At 66.8% G+C, this 22,563-nt stretch carries 22 protein-coding genes; 6 read left to right on the forward strand and 16 right to left on the reverse strand.

Going from position 1 to position 22,563, the window contains the following annotated elements:
- Window positions 1–61 precede the first annotated feature (61 nt).
- The 3 genes from BST27_RS06375 to BST27_RS06385 form a co-directional block, all read right to left on the reverse strand.
- Window positions 62–1,669 (reverse strand): nickel-dependent hydrogenase large subunit, encoded by a 1,608-nt coding sequence (locus tag BST27_RS06375; protein ID WP_069419542.1) that lies wholly within the window; start codon window positions 1,667–1,669, stop codon window positions 62–64.
- A gap of 59 nt (window positions 1,670–1,728) precedes the next feature.
- A complete protein-coding gene (locus tag BST27_RS06380) occupies window positions 1,729–2,700 on the reverse strand; it encodes an NADH-quinone oxidoreductase subunit B family protein (protein ID WP_069419541.1) in 972 nt (323 codons plus the stop codon).
- Window positions 2,701–2,777: 77 nt separating this feature from the next.
- Complete coding sequence (locus BST27_RS06385; protein ID WP_069419540.1) at window positions 2,778–3,302, reverse strand: helical membrane plugin domain-containing protein; 525 nt, start codon at window positions 3,300–3,302, stop codon at window positions 2,778–2,780.
- A 255-nt stretch (window positions 3,303–3,557) separates the two neighbouring features.
- Between BST27_RS06385 and BST27_RS06390 the strand changes: the two genes are divergently transcribed.
- Window positions 3,558–4,619, forward strand: a complete 1,062-nt coding sequence (locus tag BST27_RS06390) for an AraC family transcriptional regulator (protein WP_069419539.1) — start codon at window positions 3,558–3,560, stop codon at window positions 4,617–4,619.
- An 80-nt stretch (window positions 4,620–4,699) separates the two neighbouring features.
- Here BST27_RS06390 and BST27_RS06395 read toward each other — a convergent pair whose 3' ends face one another.
- Genes BST27_RS06395 through BST27_RS06410 form a run of 4 tightly spaced genes read right to left on the reverse strand, consistent with a single transcriptional unit; the run spans window position 4,700 to window position 8,420 of the window.
- Entirely contained in the window at window positions 4,700–5,602 is a 903-nt protein-coding gene (locus tag BST27_RS06395; RefSeq protein ID WP_069419538.1) for a LysR family transcriptional regulator, read from the reverse strand.
- Window positions 5,599–6,546 (reverse strand): CbbX protein, encoded by a 948-nt coding sequence (gene cbbX / locus BST27_RS06400; RefSeq protein WP_079219708.1) that lies wholly within the window; start codon window positions 6,544–6,546, stop codon window positions 5,599–5,601. Before cbbX ends, BST27_RS06395 begins: the two co-directional genes overlap by 4 nt.
- Window positions 6,543–6,968: a ribulose bisphosphate carboxylase small subunit gene (locus tag BST27_RS06405; protein ID WP_069419575.1), complete on the reverse strand. Its 426-nt coding sequence runs from the start codon at window positions 6,966–6,968 to the stop codon at window positions 6,543–6,545. Before BST27_RS06405 ends, cbbX begins: the two co-directional genes overlap by 4 nt.
- Window positions 6,969–6,989: 21 nt before the next feature.
- Window positions 6,990–8,420, reverse strand: a complete 1,431-nt coding sequence (locus BST27_RS06410; protein WP_069419537.1) for a form I ribulose bisphosphate carboxylase large subunit — start codon at window positions 8,418–8,420, stop codon at window positions 6,990–6,992.
- A 149-nt stretch (window positions 8,421–8,569) separates the two neighbouring features.
- Here BST27_RS06410 and BST27_RS06415 point away from each other — a divergent pair, with 149 nt between their 5' ends.
- Window positions 8,570–9,568 (forward strand): class I fructose-bisphosphate aldolase, encoded by a 999-nt coding sequence (locus BST27_RS06415; protein WP_069419574.1) that lies wholly within the window; start codon window positions 8,570–8,572, stop codon window positions 9,566–9,568.
- Here BST27_RS06415 and BST27_RS06420 read toward each other — a convergent pair.
- Both BST27_RS06420 and BST27_RS06425 read right to left on the reverse strand, forming a co-directional pair.
- Window positions 9,556–10,755 carry a GAF domain-containing sensor histidine kinase gene (locus BST27_RS06420; protein ID WP_069419536.1) on the reverse strand — a complete coding sequence of 400 codons (1,200 nt, stop codon included), beginning with the start codon at window positions 10,753–10,755 and terminating at the stop codon, window positions 9,556–9,558. The two genes, BST27_RS06415 and BST27_RS06420, sit on opposite strands and share 13 nt — an antisense overlap.
- Window positions 10,752–11,423, reverse strand: a complete 672-nt coding sequence (locus BST27_RS06425; RefSeq protein ID WP_079219709.1) for a response regulator — start codon at window positions 11,421–11,423, stop codon at window positions 10,752–10,754. Before BST27_RS06425 ends, BST27_RS06420 begins: the two co-directional genes overlap by 4 nt.
- Window positions 11,424–11,579: 156 nt before the next feature.
- Here BST27_RS06425 and rpe point away from each other — a divergent pair, with 156 nt between their 5' ends.
- Both rpe and tkt read left to right on the forward strand, forming a co-directional pair.
- Window positions 11,580–12,281 (forward strand): ribulose-phosphate 3-epimerase, encoded by a 702-nt coding sequence (rpe, locus tag BST27_RS06430; RefSeq protein ID WP_232007293.1) that lies wholly within the window; start codon window positions 11,580–11,582, stop codon window positions 12,279–12,281.
- The gene (gene tkt / locus BST27_RS06435) at window positions 12,278–14,305 is read left to right on the forward strand and encodes a transketolase (protein ID WP_069419535.1); all 2,028 of its coding nucleotides are present in this window, start codon (window positions 12,278–12,280) and stop codon (window positions 14,303–14,305) included. The genes rpe and tkt overlap by 4 nt, the downstream gene beginning before the upstream one ends.
- Window positions 14,306–14,314: 9 nt before the next feature.
- Here the strand turns inward: tkt and BST27_RS06440 are convergent, their stop codons facing one another.
- From BST27_RS06440 to hypF, 5 genes are read right to left on the reverse strand one after another with little or no spacing between them, the layout of a single operon-like run.
- A complete protein-coding gene (locus tag BST27_RS06440) occupies window positions 14,315–15,691 on the reverse strand; it encodes an HNH endonuclease signature motif containing protein (protein WP_069419534.1) in 1,377 nt (458 codons plus the stop codon).
- Window positions 15,692–15,728: 37 nt separating this feature from the next.
- Complete coding sequence (gene hypE / locus BST27_RS06445) at window positions 15,729–16,796, reverse strand: hydrogenase expression/formation protein HypE (protein ID WP_069419533.1); 1,068 nt, start codon at window positions 16,794–16,796, stop codon at window positions 15,729–15,731.
- Complete coding sequence (hypD, locus tag BST27_RS06450; protein WP_069419532.1) at window positions 16,789–17,892, reverse strand: hydrogenase formation protein HypD; 1,104 nt, start codon at window positions 17,890–17,892, stop codon at window positions 16,789–16,791. The genes hypE and hypD overlap by 8 nt, the downstream gene beginning before the upstream one ends.
- The gene (locus BST27_RS06455) at window positions 17,889–18,164 is read right to left on the reverse strand and encodes a HypC/HybG/HupF family hydrogenase formation chaperone (RefSeq protein WP_069419531.1); all 276 of its coding nucleotides are present in this window, start codon (window positions 18,162–18,164) and stop codon (window positions 17,889–17,891) included. The genes hypD and BST27_RS06455 overlap by 4 nt, the downstream gene beginning before the upstream one ends.
- Window positions 18,137–20,461, reverse strand: coding sequence for a carbamoyltransferase HypF (gene hypF / locus BST27_RS06460; protein ID WP_069419530.1), 2,325 nt, complete (start codon window positions 20,459–20,461; stop codon window positions 18,137–18,139). The genes BST27_RS06455 and hypF overlap by 28 nt, the downstream gene beginning before the upstream one ends.
- Before the next feature lie 175 nt (window positions 20,462–20,636).
- Here hypF and BST27_RS06465 point away from each other — a divergent pair, with 175 nt between their 5' ends.
- Complete coding sequence (locus tag BST27_RS06465) at window positions 20,637–20,978, forward strand: hydrogenase maturation nickel metallochaperone HypA (protein WP_069419529.1); 342 nt, start codon at window positions 20,637–20,639, stop codon at window positions 20,976–20,978.
- Window positions 20,979–21,002: 24 nt separating this feature from the next.
- The gene (gene hypB / locus BST27_RS06470) at window positions 21,003–21,797 is read left to right on the forward strand and encodes a hydrogenase nickel incorporation protein HypB (RefSeq protein ID WP_069419528.1); all 795 of its coding nucleotides are present in this window, start codon (window positions 21,003–21,005) and stop codon (window positions 21,795–21,797) included.
- On the opposite strand, the gene usfY is transcribed toward hypB, so the two are convergent.
- Window positions 21,794–22,102 (reverse strand): protein UsfY, encoded by a 309-nt coding sequence (gene usfY / locus BST27_RS06475; RefSeq protein ID WP_069419571.1) that lies wholly within the window; start codon window positions 22,100–22,102, stop codon window positions 21,794–21,796. The two genes, hypB and usfY, sit on opposite strands and share 4 nt — an antisense overlap.
- Window positions 22,103–22,139: 37 nt before the next feature.
- On the reverse strand, window positions 22,140–22,544 hold the full coding sequence (locus tag BST27_RS06480; RefSeq protein ID WP_264000825.1) for a BlaI/MecI/CopY family transcriptional regulator: 405 nt from the start codon (window positions 22,542–22,544) through the stop codon (window positions 22,140–22,142).
- Window positions 22,545–22,563 lie beyond the last annotated feature (19 nt).

Raw genomic sequence — 22,563 nt, forward strand, 5'->3', positions numbered from 1 at the left:
AGGTTCAGGTCCTGGTTCAGGTCTGAGTCGGCGCCCAAACTGCAATCGTAGGTCGTCAGGATCACACCATCCCGTTGATCACGAACCGGGACATCTCCTTGCCCGTCTTGCCGTCATACGCGTGCACGGTGCACACCAGGCAGGAGTCGAAGCTGCGCGCCACGTGGCCGAGTTCGACCGGGTCCTCGAGGTCGACGATCGGCGACCCGACCAGTGCGCTCTCGATGGGGCCGAGCGCCTGGGAGCTGTCGCGTGGACCGATGTTCCACGCGGTGGGAGTCACCACTTGGTAGTTCTTGATCTTGTTGTCCTCGATCACAATCCAGTCCGACAGCGAGCCGCGCGCGGCCTCGGTGGATCCGAACCCCATGCCCTCGGCGTGCTCGATCGGTTTGGAGTAGAAGCTCTCTTTGAGGTTCAGCTGGTCGAGCCATTCGCGGGTCCACTTGTAGTACTTGGGGCCCTCGTGCATGCGGGCCAACTGGCGAACCATGACGCTCGGCCCGATCTTGTTGTAGATGTCCACGAACAGCGGGTCGTTGTCCTGGTGCGCGGCGGCGTTGGGACCGCCGGCGGCCATCCGGCGCGCCAGCGGGCCGGCTTCCAGCGGGATGTTGCCCAGGTCGCCGACGGCGTAGCGCGGCGACTTGGCCCAGCTGTACTTACCCTGCTTGCGGCCTTCCTCGGGGTCGATCGGCAGCGTTTCGCCTTCGAACGGGTGCAGCGGCTTGCTGCCCTGGTAGAACGAATGCGTCACGTCCTCACGGACATTGGCCTGGTCGAACTCGTACCACTGGCCCTTCGCGAACACACCCGAACGGCCGATCAGCGCCTCATTGCGCCCGGCAATCGTCGGGTTCTCGTACAGGGACGGGTCGAAGTAGGTGCCGGTGGCGATGTAGTTGCCCACGCCGGCGCCGTATTTGTCCAGGCCGACGTCGAGGCAGTAGCGGATGAAGAAGCCGCAGTCGCTGTTGTAGTGCGACTCGTTCTCGTCGACCCAGGCGAGCACGTCCTCCCAGGTCTTGTTCTCCAACCAGCGGTCGATGGTGCCACCGAGCCAACGAGCTTCCAGCCAGTTGTCCTTCCAATGCTCCAGGATGGAAATGGAGCGGGTGACGTCGGACAACGTTGGCGCGCACATCACCCCTCCAGGCACCATGAAACTCGAATGCGGCCACTGGCCACCGAAAATCGCATACACCTCAACGGGTTTTGCCGAAAGCACCACGCCCGGTTGGTAACTCGTGCCGACATACGGGGCGAATCGGCGTACCGCCTCGTCGTAGAGCTTGGACTTGGCGTAATTCTTGTTGGTCAGGTCGATGGCGAAGAGCGCGTAGAAGTAGCGCGGAATCGACTGCAGCGTTTCGCAAGCCTGACAGATGTTGCGGATCAGAGTTGCGTTGGGCGGCATGTGCGTTCGCCACGCGGTGTCCAGGGCGTACGCCGACTTGTACAAGTGGCTGCCGCCGCAGATGCCGCAGATGCGCGGGCACACGATCAGGCCGGCCTGCGGGTCCTTGCCGCGCAGAATGATTTCGAAGCCGCGGAACATCGCGGCCTCGGTCCAGGCCGATGTGACAACCCCGTCCTCGACGGTGACGCGGACGTCGAGGTCGCCCTCGACACGCCCTAGCGGGCTGACGAAAAGATCAAGCGCGGTCATGGTTGGAATCCCTCCTGAAATGTGGGCACTACCAGGGCTGTTGGCGTGCTGGTCGGTCGTCAGACGACGAACATGTCTTCTTTGGACCACTGCGGCGCGGCGATGCGCGCGGCCGCGGCGTGCGCCATGTAGGTGAGGTGGTCCGACCCCTCGGGCACTTCCTTGGGAATCATGCCGCTGACCTTCTGGGTCTTGAACACGGTTCCCGGCGCCAGGTCGAAGTGCGGGAATTCCGGTTCGGTGCAACCCAGGCACGGCATGCCGGCGCGGGTCTTCGACGACTGGCGGTTCCACAGGATCCGGTTGCAGGGCGAGTGGGTCATCGGGCCCCGGCAGCCGAATTCGTAGAACAGGCATCCGGTGCGGGTGCCCTCACCGAAGGACAGCGTCGATTGCTTGTATTCGAAGAATTGCACACGGGTGCAACCGGTTTGGGTGAAGGTCTTGAAGAATGTCTCGGGCCGGTGCAGCTCGTCGAGGGTGATGTCGCCCGCGCGGCCGGTGGCCAACGCAACGATGATCTGGGTGATCCAGTCCGGGTGGGCGGGGCAGCCCGGAATGTTGATGACGGGCAGGCCCATCTTCGACCGGAAGTCCGGTCCCAGGAACCCGCCCTTCTCGCGCTTGTGGAACTGCAGGCCGGTCGACCCCGATGGGTTGGGCTCCATGGCGGGGATGCCACCCCAGCAGGCGCAGTCGCCGATGGCCACCACGATCTGCGCGGCGGCGGCGAGATCGGTGACCCAGTCCTTCATCGGCCGGTCGGCGAACATGTCCATCCGGCCGGTGCCGTTGGGCGCCTCGATGACGGTGCCCTCGAACACGAAGATGTCCAGCGGGCGGTCACCCTTGGCGCAATCCCAGAAAACTTTCTGCGCATTCTTTCCGAGCTCGAGCCCCAATGACGGATGCCACAGCAGATCCAGTCCGAAATCGACAATTAAGTCGACGACGTTCGGCTCCTCGGCGTTGAGAAAAGACATGGTATTTCCGCTACAAGCACCGCCCTGAAACCACAAAACGGAAGCCATAGGAACTCCTCTCGAATGGCGGCCGAGGGCGCGACCGCATTTTGGTGAATCGTGGGCTGTCGATAAACGGTTTTTGGTTATTGGGGTAAACGCCGGCCAAACGCCCGGGCCACCTGTACCAGGAAGCCCATGCCTCGGCTGACGTCCTTGTCCTTGCTGACCCGCCATAGTCCCAAGAAACCCTTGGGGCCACCCGGATCGGCCGTCGCGGCGGCTTTGCCTTCGACCAGGGCCTGACCCATCTCCGCCAGGACATCTGCGGTCTGCGGCTCGACGAGCGGCGAGTGCAGGATCCTGTTCAACGCCGGCGTCGCGTCGACCAGCGCCGACGTGAGCGACGCCAGGCTGGACACCAGCGACTGTAGGTCCACCGATTGCAGCTCGGCTTGGACCCCCGTGCGCAGCTCACCGACCGTCGAGGCCAACGACTCGCTGATCGCGTCACCGCGCCGCACGAATCCGTCCAATCCGCTGACCAGCACCGCCAACAGGTCGACGTGGTCGAGCAGGGTGTTGAGCGACTCTGCGATCGCGGGGTCGTCGAGCCGCTCACGCAGCTGGTCAGCCGGCGAGAGCGTGGCAACCTGACCGTTTGCTGACATAACACCTCCCTTAGCGGATCGGGCGGGCTGTGCCCGATCCTGGGCGACCACAGTGAACTGTGGCCCCGATCACAAAGCTAGCGACCAGTTTGGGGTCTGCCTATCGCTTTCGCGCAACTGTTGTCAGAATTGCGAACAGTTCTACCCGCTGGTGCGCGTCGATGTCGGAGAGACTTGCATGATCACCGTCGATTATTTAGTGAACACTTCACCATCGCGACGGGCTGCTACACGGCTTCAACCAGGGTTTACGCCGTGTCGCGACTGACTCGCCTGGGCTACATCGACGTCCGGCGGACCGCGAACCCGGTGCGGCGCAAAGTGCGCTCGCGTGGCGTCCCGCCGGCCCTGGCGGACAACGAAATCTTCTATACCGAGAGCCCGAACGAGGCCATGCGGCTGATGACCAAGGCGCTGGCGCCGTTGTCGCTGCACGTCCCTCCCGAGAACGCCGACGGGTTTGCTGCGACCATGCACGGCGTGCGGCTGCGCAACGTCAGCATGTTGTACCTCGACGTCCACGTGGCGGCGACCATCGACATTCCCGCCCTCGGCCAGTACTACGGCGTGCACATGCCGATGAACGGCCGCGCCCTGGTCGAGCACCGCGGCCGCAGCTTCGAGGCCAACACCATCTGCGCGCTGGTGACCAGTCCCGGCGAGTCCCTGCACATCGAGTTCGATCACGACTCCCCGCAGTTGCTGATCCGCATCGAACAGCGCGCGATGGCCGCGCACCTGACCCGGCTGTTGGGCCGCAGCCTGAACAAGCAGTTGGAGTTCGAGCCCGAGTTCGACCTGACGACCGAAGCCGCGATGCGCTGGCACACCGCCGTCCAGCTGATCCATTCCGAGGTGTTTCACCCCGGGTCGTTGATCCAGCGCGGCCAGGGCATCGGCGCGATCGAGGAACTGCTGATGAGCACTTTGCTGCACTTGCAGCAGTCCAACTATTACGAGGAGTTCCTGCAGCCGGTCCAGCCCGATCCGCGCCGAGTCGTGGTGCACGACGCGATGAACTACATCGACGACCATCTCGCCGAACGGATCACCATGGATGACATCGCCAAGGCGGTCCACATGAGCGTCCGGTCGGTTCAGCAGGGGTTTCGCGAAGAGCTCAACATGACCCCGATGACCTACGTCCGCGAACGCCGACTCGAGCGGGTGCACGAGGAGCTGATGGACGCGATGCCGTCCGACGGTGTGACGGTCACGGCCGTCGCCGAACGCTGGGGATTCCACCACCTTGGCAGCTTTGCTGTGGAGTATCGCAAGCGGTGGGGCGAGGCGCCGTCGGACACGTTGCGACGGTAGCAACGACGCGTTGATACTGCGCTTTTGGCGGCCTCTACTCGAACTTCCCCGCCCAAAACGCAGACTCAACGCAGACGCGATTACGAGGCGCGCCGCACCGCGCTCACCTGCCGCCAGCCGAGCTCCTGGTGGGACACCAGATGGTCGATCAACAGCTCGGTCGCCATCGGCGGAGTGGGCTGGCTGACGACGTGCCAGGGCCGCTTGATGGGAGTGCCCGGCACGGGCAGTTCGACCAGCGCGCCGGCCTCCAGCTCCCGGCGCACCGCCTGACGCGACACCAACGTGACGCCCAACCCCGCAACGGCCGCGGACACCACCGCGCTGTGTGACCCCAGCACCAGCTGCGGCGGCGTGACATCCAATTCCTCGAGCAGCGCCATCAGCGTGGACCGGGTGCCCGACCCCTGCTCGCGCAACAACCAGGTTGCCGTCCCCGGCGCGAAGCCGTCGGCAAGCTCGGGCGGGCCCACCACGATCAGCGTGTTCGGGCTGATCGCCCGCACCCGGACCTGCTGGCGCAGCTCCTCGGGCGGGCGGCCCGCGAAAACCAGGTCGACTTCGTGGCGAGCGAGCATCGGCCACAACGCGCCCCGCGCCGCCACTTCGACGTGCAGGGTCACGCCGGGATGCTCCGCGCGAAACGACGCCAGCGCCGCCGGGATCAACAGTTCGCCGGCCGACGTCACCGCGGCCAGCCGGATCGAACCGTTCTCCGGATCCGCCTCGCCACGGGCGGCCGAAATCGCCTCGTCGTGCAGGCCCAGGATGCGCCGCGCGTACTCCACGTACCGCAACCCCGCCGGCGTCAGGCGCACTCCTCGACCGTGCCGGTCGACCAGGGCGATGCCGATGTCGCTGCTCAACGCCCGTATCGCCGACGAGATCGACGACTCGGTCACCACCAGCCGTTCGGCAGCGCCGCGCACCGAACCGGTATCGGCCACCTCGACCAGCGCCCGCAGGCGCGCGTTGGTTGTCATGCGCTCTCCCGTGTCTCGAACACCCGGCTGGCCAGCAGGTCTACCGCTTCGATGGTGGTCAGCGCGTCCAGCCCGACGTTGGAAGCAGGGGCAGTGTCGGCCTGCTCCAAGAGGCGCCGCGCGTGCCGCAGCCGGGCCCGCTCCAGCGCGTTGCGCACGCTGCGCGCGTTGGCAAACCACGGCTGGTCCCGGCGCCGGTGCAGGTACTGCCGCAGCACCACCTTGGCGTCCTCGGAGAATCGGTAACCCAGGCCGGTGATCATCAGCCCGGCGATCTCCTCGAGTTCGCCGACCGTGTAGTCCGGGAACGAGATGTGGTGGGCGACCCGGCTCTGCATGCCCGGGTTGGCGGAGAAGAACCGCTCCATCTTGTCGGCGTAGCCGGCCAGGATCACCACCAGATCGTCGCGGTTGTTCTCCATCACCTGCAGCAGGATCTCGATGGCTTCGCCGCCGTAGTCGCGCTCGTTCTCGGCCTTGTACAGGTAGTAGGCCTCGTCGACGAACAGCACCCCGCCCATCGCCCGCTTGATGACTTCCTTGGTCTTCGGGGCGGTGTGCCCCACGTACTCGCCGACCAGATCGTCGCGCGTCACCGCGACCAGGTGTCCGCGGCGCAGGTAGCCGAGCCGATGCAGAAGGTCCGCCATCCGCATCGCGACGGTGGTCTTGCCGGTTCCCGGGTTGCCGGTGAAGCACATGTGCAGCGTCGGCTGCGGAGCGCTGACCCCGAAACGTTCCCGCATCCGGTCGACCAGCAACAGCGCCGCGATCTCGGCGATCCGGGTCTTCACCGGTTCCAGGCCGACGAGCTCCCGGTCCAGCGCGGACAGCACCTCGTCGATGCCCGAGCTCGCCCGGGCCGCCGCCAGGTCGACGACGGCATCCGGGCCGAGGACCTCTCCCTCGGGCTCTGGGGCCGGACGGAAACCGAACGCGGTCACGGCGCCTCGTATCGCTGCCCGACGGGCCGCTCGGTGGCGTACGCGTACGTGGTGTAGCCGATCCGGCGGTCGGCCCGCTCGGCCCGCTCGAGCCGGAACCCGGGTTCTTCGGCGGGCCGGTTCACGATGAACGACAGCGCCGTCGTCTGTCGGCCGAGGCCGGAGTCGTATGCATTGAGCCGGATGTAGCTGTTCGGATAGGCCGCCCGGCAGGCGTTGACCTCGAGCAGCACCCCCGCCGCGTCCTTGAGGTCGAACATCGGCAGCCCCCACATCTCCCAGTAGGTGTTGCGGGGATGCGGGTCGTCGGTGAACTCCACCGACAGCGGCCAGCCGTGCTCCAGCGCATAGTTGATCTGCGCCTTGATCTCGTCGTCGGTGAAGTCGGGCAGATAGGAAAAGGTGCCCTGGGTGATGCGCATGCTGCTGTGCTCCTCTCGCCGTCAGACCCTGGTCGGCGTCGCGACGACGTCGGGGGTGTCGGTGGATTCGTAGTTGAAGGTGATGTCACCCCAGGTGGCCAGCGCGGTGTCCAAAGCGCGGTTGCGCGCCGCGGCCTTCTTGAGGATTTCGGGGCCTTCCTGGTAGTAGTCACGGCCTTCGTTGCGGGCCTTGATCATCGCCTCCAACGCGACGCGGTTGGCCTCGGCTCCGGCGGCGATGCCCATCGGATGACCGATGGTGCCGCCGCCGAATTGCAACACCACGTCCTCGCCGAGGTAGTGCAGGAGCTGGTGCATCTGGCCGGCGTGGATACCGCCGGACGCCACCGGCATGACACCGGGCATCGACGCCCATTCCTGGTCGAAATACAGGCCCTTCCTCGGGTCGGCCGGCACGCTGTTGAGCCGCAGCGTGTCGTAGAAACCGGCGATGCTGTTGGGGTCGCCCTCCAACTTTCCGACGACGGTCCCGGCGTGGATGTGGTCGACGCCGGCCAGCCGCATCCACTTGGAGATGACCCGGAAGCTGACGCCGTGCGTCTTCTGCCGGGTGTAGGTGCCGTGCCCGGCGCGGTGCAGGTGCAGCAGGACGCCGTTCTTGCGCGCCCACTTGGCCATCGACTGGATCGCGGTGTAGCCGATCGTCAGGTCGATCATGACGACCACCGAGCCGAGTTCCGCGGCGAATTCGGCCCGCTCGTACATCTCCTCCATGGTCCCGGCGGTGACGTTGAGGTAATGGCCCTTGATCTCGCCGGTCGCGGCCTGGGCCCGGTTGACCGCTTCCATACAGAACAGGAACCGGTCGCGCCACCGCATGAACGGTTGGGAGTTGATGTTCTCGTCGTCTTTGGTGAAGTCCAGCCCGCCGCGCAGTGCCTCGTAGACAACCCGGCCATAGTTGCGCGCCGAGAGCCCGAGCTTGGGCTTGGTGGTGGCGCCCAACAGTGGCCGACCGAACTTGTTGAGGTACTCGCGTTCCATCACGATCCCGTGCGGGGGGCCTTGGAACGTCTTGACGTAGTGGGTGGGAATCCGCATGTCTTCCAGGCGCAGCGCCTTGAGCGGCTTGAACCCGAAGACGTTGCCGATGATCGAACTGGTCAGGTTGGCGATGGAGCCTTCTTCGAACAGGTCGAGGTCGTAGGCGATCCAGGCGATCCACTGCCCGGGTGCGTTGGGCACCGCCTCCACCCGGTAGCACTTGGCCTGGTAGTGCTCGAAGGTGGTGAGCCGGTCGGTCCACACCACCGTCCACGTCGCGGTGCTCGATTCGCCGGCGACCGCCGCACCCGCCTCCTCCGGCGGCACACCCTCCTGCGGGGTGATCCGGAAGGCGCACAACACGTCGGTGTCCTTCGGCACGTAGTCCGGCTGCCAGTAACCCATTTCCGCGTACGGGATCACGCCCGCGTTCCATCTCTCTGTCATGGCTGGAATGCTGTCAGCGCAATACTGAAGCTGTCTATCGAGAATAAGCCTTCAATACTGAAGTGAATAGTTAAGTCTCATTCGCTACCCCGCACGTTCCACCGATCGGGTGACGCCGGGCCAGTGGCCGGCTTCTTACCGTGAGCCGCATGAACACATGCAGGGAGATCGCCACGACACTGACCACGCCCGGCAAGGGCATCCTGGCCGCCGACGAGAGCATCGCGACCATGTCCGCACGGCTGGAAAAGGCGGGTGTCACCCCGACCGCGGACAGCCGGCGCACCTACCGCGAGATCCTGGCCAGCACGCCGGGCCTGTCCGACGGGGTGTCCGGGATCATCTTCTGCGAGGAAACCCTCACCCAGGTGTTCAGCGACGGGCGACCGTTTGCTCAGGCGGTCCGTGACCTCGGCATGCTGCCCGGCATCAAGGTCGACACCGGCGCCAAGCCGTGCCCGGGCCTGCCCGGCGAAACGGTGACCGAGGGTCTGGACGGACTGCCCGCCCGGCTGGCCCGGTACGCGCAGATGGGCGCGGCGTTCGCCAAGTGGCGCGCGGTCTTCACCATCACCGACAGCACCCCGAGCTGGGGCGCGATTGCCTGCAACGCCAATGCGCTGGCCCGCTACGCCGCCGCCTGCCAGGAGGCCGGCCTGGTGCCGATCGTCGAACCCGAGGTGCTGATGACCGGCTCGCACAGCATCGCGCGCTGCGCCGAGGTGACCGCCAGCGTGCACGCCGCGGTGCGCCAGCAGCTGAACTTGCTGCGCGTCGATCTGGCTGGCGTCGTCCTCAAACCCAACATGGTGATCGAAGGCGAAAACCACGCGACTCAGGCCGACGCCGAGCAGGTCGCCGAGGCCTCGGTTTCGGTGCTGCGGGCCTGGCCGGCCGAGTTGGCCGGGGTGGCGTTCCTGTCCGGCGGCCAGTCACCGCGGCGGGCGACGGCAAACCTCACCGCGTTGCAGGCACACCGCACGCCCTGGCCGCTGACCTTCTCCTTCGGCCGGGCCCTGGTGTCACCCGCGTTGCAGGCGTGGCGCGGCGACGAGACGCGGGTCGGCGCGGCGCAGGAAGCCCTGGCCACGCACGTGGCCGCCAACGCGGCCGCCCTGCGCCTGCGCGGCGAACTTCAGCCCGCCTGATCGGCGCCCGCGGTCAGGGGCACGGTCACCGTGACCGTGGTTCCCGCTCCGGGGGCCGACCGCACGACCAGCCGACCGCCCACCAGCTCCGTGCGCTCTGTCATCGACAGCATGCCGTAGCTGGTGGGCGCCCGGTCGGCCGAGCTGCAGTCGAAACCGACTCCGTCGTCGGCGACCTCGAGAAGAGCTTGACCATCGTCAACGGCGAAGCGCAGCTTGGCGGTCAGCGCCCGCGAGTGCTTGACGACGTTCTGCAGGCACTCCTGGGCAATCCGGTAGAGCGCCACCTCGACATGCTCGGACAGCCGGTCATCGGCCAGCTCCAGGTCGAGGTCCACCTCGGGGATGGTGGCCGCCAGGCTGGCCAGCCCGCCCCGCAGACCCAGATCGTCCAGCACGGGTGGACGCAGGCCGCTGATTGCCGACCGCGCCTCGGCCAACGTGAGGTCGACGAGGTCACGAGCCTTTTCGAGTTGCTCGGTGGCCTCGTCGGCGTCGTCGATCTCCACCGCCCGCGCGGCGGCGTCCAGCCGGTAACTCAGGCTCACCAGGCGTTGCGAGATGCCGTCGTGGATGTCGCCGGCCAACCGGCGGCGCTCGGATTCCTGCGCGGCGATAACCTGCTCGGCGAAATCGCCATGCACCCGTTCCCGCAGGGCCAACTGCCGGTGCACTCTGGCCTGATCCAACGCGCCAGCCGTCAGCCGGCCGATGGCCAGCAGCAGTTGGATGTCGCGTTCGGTGAACTCGCGGCGTGCCACGGTGTGGACATTGAGCACCCCGACCAGCCGGCCCGGCCCGGTCTCCATGGGAACCGACGCCATCGAGGTGAAGTCGGAGCCGCGTAGCGCGGCGATCGGCACGTACCGCGGGTCGTCTTCCTTGTCGCTGGTGATGACGACCGGCTCGCGATGCCGAGCGACCCATCCGGAGACGCCTTCACCGAGTTGCAGCTGCACCTGGCCGATGTGTTGGTCGAACGGCGGCGTCGCACCGGCCAGGGTCAGCGAGCCGCCCGAGTCGTCGAGCACATGCACGAAGCAGACGTCGGCCGGTGTGGCCGCGGTGATGAGGCGGGCTACCGCGGCGGCCACCGGCTCGACGCCCGGTCCGCTCTGCGTGGCTGCCACGATGTCGAGCAGCAGCGCGACCTCGCGGTCGGCGTCGACCAGGCCGCGCACGGTCACTGGTAGATGCCCTCGCGCAACGCCACGGCCACGGCCGCAGTGCGGTCGGCGACGCCGAGCTTGCGATAGATGGAGCGCAGGTGGCTCTTGACGGTCTCGTCACCGATGACGAGTTTGCTGGCGATGCCCCGATTGGACAGGCCGGCCACCACGAACGACAGGATTTCGCTCTCCCGTTGGCTCAGGCCCTGTCGCGCGCCGGGCCAGAACTCGTCGCGCTGCAGCCGAGCCGCGGTGTCGGCGGCGCGAGCGGCCAGGCCGGCGTCGATCGCCCTCGAACCGCCTTGCACATACTCGAGTTGGCGCACCAGTTCGTCGCTGCTGATGCCCTTCAACAGATAGCCGGAAGCCCCGACCCGCAGCGCCTGGAACAGGTACTGCTCGTCCTCGTAGACCGACAGCAGGATCACTTTGCAGGCGGGAGTCCGCTCGCGGATCTCGCGGCACAGGTCCAGCCCGCTGGCGCCCTGCATCCGTACGTCGCACAACACGATGTCGGGTTCCAGGCTCGCGATGATCGAGAGTGCGTTTTCGGCGCCGACGGCTTGCCCGACGACCCGTACCCGATTCTTGAAAGACGCGAGCATCGCCTTCAGACCCTCGATGACCATTTCGTGGTCATCGACCAAAACCACTCGAACGGGTGATGCCGCGGTAGCCGTCATCATGTATTCAAGATAATGGCGAATCCGAATAGCGTCACCACATTTTCGTTCCCGATAATTCCGCGCCCGGCACACCCTGATTTTCCCCACCCTGGGGGATACGTCGCCGCCACGAGTCGCCCTACCTTGAGCGGCAATGAAATTGAAGGAGGTGGCTTGGTGACACCAATTCTGGTCGCATCGGTGCTGCCGGCGGACTTCGCCGAACTCGGCCACGACGTCACCGAGATCGAGCGCGCCGGCGTCGACCGGATCCAGTGGGACGTCATGGACGGCCGGTTCGTCCCCAACCTGACCTTCGGTCCGGACGTGATCGCCTCCTGCCGCGACCGGGTGTCGATCGGCTTTGAGGCGCATCTGATGGTCGAGGACCCGGACTCGACGCTGCCCCGCTGGGTCGAGGCCGGCTGCGAGATCGTGATCGTGCACGCCGAGGCATGTCGGCACCTGCACCGCACGTTGTCCAGCATCCGCGACCTCGGGGCCCGCGGCGGGGTCGCGCTCAACCCGGCCACTCCCCTGGCCGCCGTCGTCGACGTGCTCGACATCACCGATCTACTGCTGATCATGACGGTCAACCCAGGCTTCGGCGGCCAGCGATACCTGGCCAGCATGGAATCCAAGATCGCCGCCGCTAGGACCGAAATCGACAGTCGCGGACTGGAAATCGAGCTTGAGGTGGACGGAGGCATCAGCCCGCTCACCATCGCCGGTGCCGCCGCGGCCGGAGCCGACGTGTTCTGTGCCGGATCAGCGTTGTTCGGCGGAGATATGACAGAACGGGCGAACGCATTGCGCACTGCTGCCGCTGGTGCAACTGGCGATGCCCACGAGATCAACGGAAGGCTGGTGACGCGATGACCATCGCACCGAGTCCAAGTGAAATAACGCCCAGGACAGACGAATTGGACCGGCTGGCGATCAACACCCTGCGGTTCCTGGCCGCCGACGGCGTGCAGGCCGCCAACAGCGGGCACCCGGGACTGCCACTGGGCACCAGTGCCATCGCCTGGACCCTGTGGTCCCGACACCTGCGCCACAACGGCGACCCGAACTGGCCCGACCGCGACCGCTTCGTGCTGTCCGCCGGACACGGGTCGATGTTGCTCTACGCCCTGCTGCACGTCTTCGGCTACGACCTGCCGATCCGCGAGCTGCGCAGGTTCCGCCAGCTCGGTTCGATGACGCCGGGGCACCCCGAATACGGCCACACCCCCGGCGTCGAGACCACGACGGGCCCCCTGGGACAAGGGATTGCGAACGCGGTCGGCATGGCACTGGCGGAGCGGATGCTGGCCGCCCGGTGCAACACCGAGGAACACACCGTCGTCGACCACCGCACCTGGGTGCTGGCCGGCGACGGCGACCTGATGGAGGGCATCAGCCACGAGGCCGCTTCTCTGGCCGGGCGACTCGGCCTGGACCGGCTCATCGTCATCTTCGACGACAACGACATCACCATCGACGGCCCGGCGTCGCAGAGTTGCGCCGACGACGTCGAGGCACGGTTTGCGGCCTACGGCTGGCGGGTGCTGACCGTCGAGGACGGCAACGACGTGCCCGCCCTGGACCGCGCGTTCACCGATGCCTCCTACGGTGACGGCAGGCCCGTCTTCATCCGGGTGCGCACCACCATCGGTTTCGGCGCCCCCGGCGTGGAGGGCACACCGAAAGCCCATGGCAGCCCGCTGGGCCCGGAGGTGCTCAATGCCATGCGCGCACGGCTGGACTGGCCCGACGAACACTTCCACGTACCGCTCGCGGTCAGCGCGACCGCGGCCGTGGCCGTCGCCCGCGGCCAGGCGGAATACATCCGCTGGGCGCGGACACATGCCGAGTGGCGGGCCGCGAATCCGCAGCTGTCGATGGACTTTCCGCTGGACGCGGTTCCCACCGTCGACGACCTGTCGGTGTTGACGCCGCTGGCCGACGACGCCGCTCCCGGTGGAAAGTCCGCGACCCGCAAGGCATCCGGTGCCGCGTTGAACGCCCTGGCATCTGTCTACCCGGGATTGGTCGGCGGATCGGCCGACCTGGCCGCCTCGACCAACACCGCCATCCCCGGCGGCGACGTCGGCCCGGGCGACTTCAACGGCCGCACCATCCATTTCGGCATCCGCGAGCACGCCATGGCCGCGGTGTTGAACGGGATTGCGTTGCATGGCGGGTTGCGTCCGTTCGGCAGCACTTTCCTGGTGTTCGCCGACTACCTGCGCCCCGCCCTGCGGCTGTCCGCGTTGATGAAATTGCCCGTGGTGTATGTGTTCACCCACGATTCGGTGCATGTCGGCGAGGACGGCCCGACGCATCAGCCGATCGAACAACTGGAATCCTTGCGGCTCATCCCGGGTCTCACGGTGCTGCGGCCGGGTGATGCCGCCGAGACGGCACTGGCATGGCAACTGGCGGCCGCCAACACCGACGGCCCCACGGCTTTGATTCTGAGCCGGCAAGACCTGCCGGTGCTCGGCGGCGCCGGACTGGACGACGTCCGCCACTACGGCATGCGCGTTGTCCGGCCGGTGGCCGACACCGCGCACGTGATGCTGGCGGCCAGCGGCTCGGAGGTGGCGCTCGCGCTGGAAGCGGCCGAAATGCTCGGTGCGCGTGGCATATCCGCCCTGGTGGTCTCCGTGATGTGGCGGGAGCGGATCGCGGCCGCGTTGGAGGCCGACGGCACCGCCCTGCCCGATCTGCCGGTGGTGTGGATCGAGGCCGGGGTGACGACCGGCTGGCGGGCGTTGGCGCGGCCGTTCGACACGGTGATCGGCATCGAACGCTTCGGTGCGAGCGGACCGGGACCCGAGGTGGCCGCACATCTGGGCCTGACCCCGGCCGCGGTCGCCAACGCGGCGCTGCGCAGCATCGCGCTGGCCTCGGGGTGACGTGCCGGGCTAGCCGGGATCGTCGTCGCGGGGTTGGAGTTCCCGTTCCGGGTGGTGCATGCAGTTGACCCGGGGTCGCCCGTGGTCGGGATGCTCGGGAGAAATCCATTCGGTATAGCCGTGGGAGTTTCGGCGGGTCACGAACTTTCGCCGTTCGACCATGCGGTTATCCGGCCCGCACGCCAGGGTGAGTTCGTCGATATGCGTGCGGCGCTTGGCCATCCAGCCCTCGAGGTGGTGTACCTGGGTGTAGTAGCCGGGGACGGTGCAGCCAGGGCGGGTGCAGCCGCGGTCTCTGCCCAGCAGTACCAGTCGTTGCTCCGGGGAGGCCAGCCGCTTGCTGTGGTAGAGCGCGAGTGTCTTGTCTTCGTCGAAGATCGCCAGGTAGGGGTGCGAGGGTGAGGCCAGGGATATGACCTCGTTCATCGACAGCAGGGTGCCCCCGGCGGTCAAGCCCCGCCCCGCACCGGCTTCCAGCTCGGCCAGGGTGGTGGTGATGATGATCGAGGTCGGCAACCCGTGGTGCTGGCCCAGGGTTTCCGACCTCAGCACCACGCGCAACGCGGTTTGCACGGCGTCGTGGTTTCGTTGGGCACGGGTGCGCGGGTCGCGGTCGACCGCCTCCGCCGAGGCGCGCCCATCGATCGTCGGGTTTTCATCCGCCGGATTGCACATGCCCGGCGCGGCCAGCTTCGCCAAAATCGGCTCGATGACGGCCCGGAATTCCGCGGTGACCTTTCCGCTGATCTTCGACAACCCGTCGGACTGCTGGTTGCCCAGGGTGATACCGCGGGCGCTGTTCTGCTGAGCCTCCTGGGCTTCCGGTTGGAAGTCTCCGTCGGGCTTGAGGCAATCCTTGAAAACCTGTGCGTAGTTGGCCAATTCGTCGGGGCGGAATCCGGTGGCGACCAGGACCAGTTTGTTTTCGGCGTCCTCGCGGGTGGCGGCGTCGACCCGCTCGGGCAACTTGGCGAAGAACTTGCGGATCACGCTGATCTGCTGACTGTCGAGGTGTCCTTCGCGTTCCGCCTCGGCGGTCGCCGGCAACAGCGGTGGCAGCGGTTCGCCGCTCAGGGCGCGCCGCGGGCCCAGGTCGGCGGCTTCCGCGATGCGTTGGCTGGCTTCGCCTTTGGTGATCCGCAACCGGTCGGCCAACGCCTGCCTCAAGGTGCCACCCAACTCCTCGCAGGTGGCTTGCGCGGCGAGTTGGTTGACCATCCCGTGCCCGGGCACCCGGAGCTTGCGCACGATACGTTCCAGGTTTTCCCTGGCCCGCAGTAACTCCGCGGTGGTTTGTGATTCATAGGTCAACTCGCACATGCGATCCGCGAGGGCCTCCAGCCCGCCGAGGATCTCAGCGATGTCCTCGCTTGTGCCAGTTGACATACCGCAAGTCTACGAAGGTGCACTGACAAGCTTGCCGTCAACAAATTCGCGGAAGTTGCTCTCCCAGTTGGCGTTCAATGACCTGGGTGGTACCGAACGGCGTCTTGCCCACCACCATCCCGGGATGCTCGGCCACCACCCGTCCGATGACGGCGGCATCGGCCCCCTCGGGCCGCGACCGCATGGCATCCAAAACCGCCTCGCTGTGCAAGGGGTCGACGAACGCGACCATCTTGCCCTCGTTGGCCACCTGCAACGGGTCCAGTCCGAGGAACGAGCACGCCGACGAAACCGTCTCGGGCACTGGAATTTTCGCTATCTCGAGTTCGATGCCCACCGTGGCGGCACGGGCGATCTCGACCACGGATGCCACCAGGCCGCCCCGCGTCGGATCGCGCAGCGCGTGCACGGCCGCGCCGCCGGCGTCCAGCATTGCCGCGACCATACGGTGCAGTGGCGCGCTGTCGGACGTGACCACGGTGCCGAAGTCGATGCCCTCGCGCACACTCATGATGGCCACGCCGTGCTCGCCGAGATTGCCCGAGACGAGGATGTGGTCGCCGGGACGCACCCGCTCCGGCCCGATGTGCACACCCGCTGGGACGACGCCCACGCCGGCGGTGTTGACGAAAAGCTGGTCCGCACCGCCCTTGGCGACCACCTTGGTGTCGCCGGTGACGATCCCGACGCCGGCGTTGGCGGCGGCCTTGCCCATGGTTTCGGCGACCGCGCCAAGCACCTCGAGCTCGAGCCCTTCTTCGAGGATGAACCCGGCCGTCAGCGCGACCGGTTGTGCTCCGCTGCAGGCCAAGTCGTTGATCGTGCCGTTGACGGCCAGGTCGCCGATGTTGCCGCCGGGGAAGAACAGCGGTTGCACCACATAGGAATCGGTGGTCAGCGCCACTCGCCCACCCGCGACGTCGAGCAACGCCGAATCGCGGGCCGGGCCGGCGGCGCCGCCGAACGCGGGCAGGAACAGGTTTTCGATCAACTCCTCCGAGAGCACGCCACCACCGCCATGACCGAGGACGATGCGCTTCGTTTCACGCAGCGGCAGCGGACAGACCCAATCGGCCGGATCGATGGCGACCGGAGGTTCAGGCATGGGCGGCCGCCTCCAGCCGACGGAACTGGTAGTACGCCGCACAGGCGCCCTCGCTGGACACCATGGTCGCGCCCAGCGGCGTGCGCGGCGTGCACGACTTCCCGAACGCCGGGCATTCGTTGGGCTTCAGCAGACCCTGCAGCACTTCCCCACTGTGGCATTCGGCGGATTCGCACACCCGCAGTTGCCCCACCCCGAACTTCAATTCGGCGTCGAACTGTGCGTAGCGGGGCGACAGCGTCCAGCCGGACTTGGGAATCATGCCGATGCCGCGCCACTGCCGATCGGTCACCACGAACACGTCGGCGAGGGTCTGCTGTGCGACGGTATTGCCCGCGGCGGTCACGGCGCGCGGGTACGCGTTGCGCAACTCCGGTGTTCCGTCCTCGAGCAGGTCGACGACCTGCCGGACGCCCTCGAGCAGGTCCAACGGCTCGAAACCGGTTACCACGATGGGAACTTGGTATTTGTCGACCAGCGGACCGTATTCGCTGGTGCCCATCACCGTGCAGACGTGTCCGGCCGCCAAGAACCCCTCGACGCGGTTGGTCGGTGAGCTGAGAATCGCCGTCATCGCGGGTGGCACCAGCACGTGCGAGACCAACATCGAGAAGTTGGTCAGTCCGAGCCGCTGGGCGTGCACCACCGCCATCGCATTGGCCGGCGCGGTGGTCTCGAAGCCGACCCCGAAGAACACGACCTCCTTGTCGGGGTTGTCCGCGGCGACCCGGGTGGCATCCAACGGCGAGTAGACGATCCGCACGTCGCCGCCGCGGGCGCGCACGCTGAACAGATCCTGGTTACTCCCGGGCACCCGCAGCATGTCGCCGAAGGAGCAGAAGATCACGTCGTCGCGCGCGGCGATTTCCAGCGCGCGGTCGATCATCTCCAGCGGCGTCACGCAGACCGGGCAGCCCGGTCCGTGGATGAATTCCACGGCGCCGTCGAGCAATTGGTCGATGCCGTTGCGGATGATCGAATGGGTCTGCCCACCACAGACTTCCATGATGGTCCAGGTCTTGGTGGCACGCTTCTTGATGCGGTCCACCAGAGTGCGGGCAGCTACCGGGTCGCGAAATTCGTCCAGGTACTTCATGCGGGTTCCCTCCGTATCTGACCCTCGTCGCCGGCCAACTCCTCGTCGAGGACGCCGAGATCGTGGAACATCCGCAGCGTTTCGTTCGCGGACGCTTCGTCGAGTCGGGTGATCGCGAATCCGGCGTGCACGATGGTGTATTCACCGATCTCCATGTCCGGCAGATAGGCCAGGCACACGGTCTTGGTGGTGCCACCGAAGTCGACGGTGCACATTCGCGTCCCCGCCTCGTCCCACGTGTCGACTACCTTGCCGGGAATTCCGAGACACATTCGATCGTCCCCCTTTCTGGAAGCTTTTCCTGTCGCCGCGCGGCGATCACCGCTTGACCGAGCGCGATTCCGCCGTCGTTGCACGGCAACACCGAATGAGTGAGAACCTCGAAGCCGTTGCCGGCCAGTGCTTTACGGAGACCATCACGCAGCAGTCGGTTGACGAACACCCCGCCGGTCAGTCCGACGGTGGCCACCATACCGGCGGCCGCCTGGCTGACGGCCTCGGCGGTCGCGCGGATCACGGCGTCGTGGAAGCCGGCGGCCAGATCGGCGGCCGCCGTGCCGGCGCGCAGGTGGCGCACCAGGTCGGTGATCAACGGCGCCGGGTCAAGCACGCCCGCGGTTATCTCGAAGTTCAGGGGAACCGCGCGGCCGCGGCGCGCGAGGTGCTCGAGCTCGACGGCCGCCTGTCCCTCGTAGGTCACGTCGTGGCAGACGTCGAGCAGGCTGGCGACGGCGTCGAACAGCCGGCCCATGCTGCTGGTCGTGACGCATCCGAACCCACGCGGAATCTGCTGGGCGAGGACATGGCGCGCCCGCTCGCTGAGCCCGCCGACCGCCGGTATGTCTAGCGCCCAGTCGATGCCGGCCCGGTGCAGCAGGTCCAGGGCGATCCGCCCCGGTTGGCGCACCGCGCCGTCGCCGCCCGGCAGTGCGAACGGTTTGAGGTGTCCGACGCGGGTGAAGGCAGCCGGGTCGGTGACGAGCAACAATTCGCCACCCCAGACGGTGCCGTCGGTGCCGTAGCCGGTGCCGTCGAAGGCGACCGCGAGCATCGGCGTCTCGAGCCGTCCGTGTTCGGCCAGCAGCGACACCGCGTGCGCATGGTGATGTTGCACCTGCACGACCGGTTGCGGGCGTCGACGTGCCCAACCGGTGGTGGCGTAGGACGGGTGCAGGTCGCAGGCGACGAGCGTTGGCCGGCGGTCGGTCATGAACGCCAGATGATCCAGCGCGGCTGCAAAACATGACTGGGTCCGGGGGTCGGCCATGTCGCCGAGGTGCGACGACATGTGCGCGTGGCCACCCGCGTCCATCAGGCAAAACGTCGTCTTGAGGTCGCCGCCGGTGGCCAGGATGACCTCGCCGTCGTCGCACCCGTCGACCGATACCGGCAGCGGCGCGTAGCCACGCGACCGCCGGATCGGCACCGCACCGCCATCGGCGTCGACGGTGAGGACGGAGTCTTCGCACGGCACGTGGATCGGCCGGTCGTGGGTGAGCACCGCGTCGGCCAACCCGTCGATCCAGTCCAGATCGGAATCGCGGAAGACGATCGGCGAGCCACCCTGGTTTGCCGACGTCATCACCAGCGGAGCCGCACCGAGCCGGTCGAACAGCAGATGATGCAGGGGCGAATAGGCCAGCAGGACGCCGATCTCGGACAGGCCGGGCGCTACCGAAGCCAACAGAGAGTCGTCGCGGGCGGGAAGCAACACGATGGGCGCGGCCGGCGAGGCCAGCAACTCCGCCGCTGCCTCGTTGACCGTGCAGATGCGTTGCGCCGCAGCGATATCCGGCACCATAACCGCAAACGGCTTGGCCGGCCGGTTCTTTCGCTGGCGCAGTCTGGCGACGGTCGCCGCATCTTCGGCGCGGCAGGCCAGGTGGAAGCCCCCGATGCCCTTGACCGCGACGGTCAGGCCGTCGTTCAGTGCTGCCGCGGCGGCGGCGATCGGGTCGCTGCCGTCGCCGGGCCCATGCCAGGACAGCGTCGGCCCGCAATCGGGGCAGGCGATGGTCTGGGCGTGGAATCTGCGGTCGGTGGGGTCGGAGTATTCGGCCGCACATGCCGCGCACATCTCGAAGTGCGCCATCGTGGTCGTCGGGCGGTCATACGGCAGATCGGTGATCACTGTGAAGCGCGGCCCGCAGTTGGTACAGGTGATGAACGGATGGCCGTAGCGGCGGTCGGCGGGGTCGAACAGTTCGCGCAGGCAGTCGGCGCAGATGGCGATGTCCGGCGGCACCAGGGTGCGACGGTCGTCGACCGTCTGGCTCTCGATGATCTGAAACCGGGACTCGCCGCGCGGCGGAATCGGGGTCGCCCGCAGTGAGTCGATGCGGGCCATGGGGGGATGTTCGGACTGGATCGCGCACATCGCGGCCTCGACCGCGTCCCGCGCGCCCTCCAGCTCGCAATGCACCGAACCGGAGTCGTTGTAGACGCAGCCGGATAGGCCGTGACGTGCGGCGATGCGCGCGACGGCCGGGCGGAATCCAACTCCTTGGACCACGCCGGCAATGTCGAGACGCAGCCGTACGCTCGTCCCCCCATTGTTCCGACTGCCCAAATCAACCTCCTGAGCAGCAAGCCCCCCGTGCCAGGTGGGCTGGCGGCACGGGCGGGTACGCCCCACGCTAGATGCAGTCCGATGTGCCGACAATCACAATTTCGCACACAAAGTCTGCGTTTTTCCGCACTCAATATGCGCGACAGCGATGGTTCTGGCGAGGCAGCATGGTGTAGTGCACGAGCTGTCGCTGTGTCAGGCCATCGCCGGCGTGGTCAAGCCCCACGCGGCCGGCCGGCACGTCGATGTTGTTCGGGTCCAGGTCGGGGCGCTCCGCCAGGTGGTACCCGAGTCGCTCGAGTTCTGTTGGTCGCTGGTGTGTGAGCACCTGGACGACAGCATGGCCGACACCCAACTGGAGCTCGAGTTCGTGCCAGCCGAGGTGGCGTGCCGCCCTTGTGGGGAGCGGTCGGTGATCGAATCCCGCTGGTCGGTGTGCTGCGCGAAGTGTGAGAGCGTGGACGTCGAGGTGGTGCGCGGCAACGAGTTCCTGGTCACCTCGATCCAGGTGTCGTGAACACCGTCAGGAAAGGCATGGGCAATGGGTAGGTTTCACCGGCACGACGATGGCACCGTGCACAGCCACGACCACGACGACGACGACGGTCACCACCACCACCACGAGGACCACGAGCACGAGCACGGTGACCACTCCGGGTATGAGACCGGATCGCAGCGCATCGAGGTGCTGGAATCGATCTTCGCCGAAAACGACTCCCGGGCCGACATCAACCGCAAGCTGTTCGAGAGCAACGGCGTTCGCGCGCTGAACCTGATGAGCTCGCCGGGCTCCGGCAAGACCACCGTGTTGGCCGCGACCCTCGACGAACTGGCCGGCGAAGTGTCCGTGGGGATAATCGAGGGCGATATCGCGACCGACCTGGACGCCGCCAAACTCGACGGCCGGGGCGCCCAGATCTCATTGTTGAACACCAGCAACGGATTCGGCGGCGAGTGCCACCTGGACGCCCCGATGGTCAACCGGGCACTGCAGGGACTCGACCTGGCACCGTTGGACCTGGTGATCATCGAGAACGTCGGTAACCTGGTGTGCCCCGCCGAGTTCGACGTCGGCGAACACGCAAAGGCGATGGTGTACTCGGTCACCGAAGGTGAGGACAAGCCGCTCAAATACCCGGTGATGTTCCGGTCCGTCGACGTCGTGCTGCTGAACAAGACCGATCTGGTCCCGCACCTGGACGTGGATGTCGACAGCTACATCGAACGCATCAGGCAGGTGAACCCGACCGCAACGATCTTGCCGGTGAGTGCCCGCACCGGAGACGGCATGAAGAGCTGGTTCGACTGGGTTCGGGAGTTCGCCGCAGCCCGTTAGGGCTGGTGCGCGGCTCTGCCCAGGTCGGAATCGGCGGCGAGCCAAAGGTTTTCAACTTTCATCACCCGTCGGTGCTCTAGGACCAGCCAGGCGATGCCACCGGCGATCGCCAACAGTCCGACCACTCCGAATGTCATCACCCACTCGTGGTGCTTATACGCTGCGGAGGCCACACCGCCAATCCACGAGGCGAGACCCAGCACTATCGAAAGCAGCCCAGGCCAAGACAATCGGTCGATGAAGAACTCGCCGGTGTGCGGGCACGTTGTGCGGAAGTGGTCAATGGGATCTTTTGTGTCACACATGATTTCCTCCTTGAGTAGGGCTAGAGCCAAGAGCTGCTCAGCACGCACTGGGTGGCCATCCCCCACCTGGGTGGTCCGCGGCGTGAACATCGGCGAGTGCGCGCAGCAATGCCGACGCATCGTCGGAGTTGACGCTCTCGACGAAGTGCATCAGCGCGGAGCGGCGGGCGGCCACGTCCGTCGCGTGCGACAACGCATCGGCCATCAGCTCGGCCACCAGCTCACCGTGTTCCCGGCGCGGCGCATATCGATGCGCCCGCTCGTCGCGGTATGCCACCACGAGTCCCTTGGCCGTCAACCGGGTGAGGACGGTCGTGATCGTGGTGTAAGCAAGGCGGCGGTGTACCGACAGGGCGTTGTGCAAGTGGCGTCCGGTCTGCGGGCTGCGAGCCTTCCACAGCTCCTCCATGACCGCTTGTTCAAGCTTGCCCAGCGGTCTCACGTGGTCGAGGCTATTCAGC

Source organism: Mycobacterium intermedium (assembly GCF_002086275.1).
In the GTDB taxonomy this organism is placed as follows: domain Bacteria; phylum Actinomycetota; class Actinomycetes; order Mycobacteriales; family Mycobacteriaceae; genus Mycobacterium; species Mycobacterium intermedium.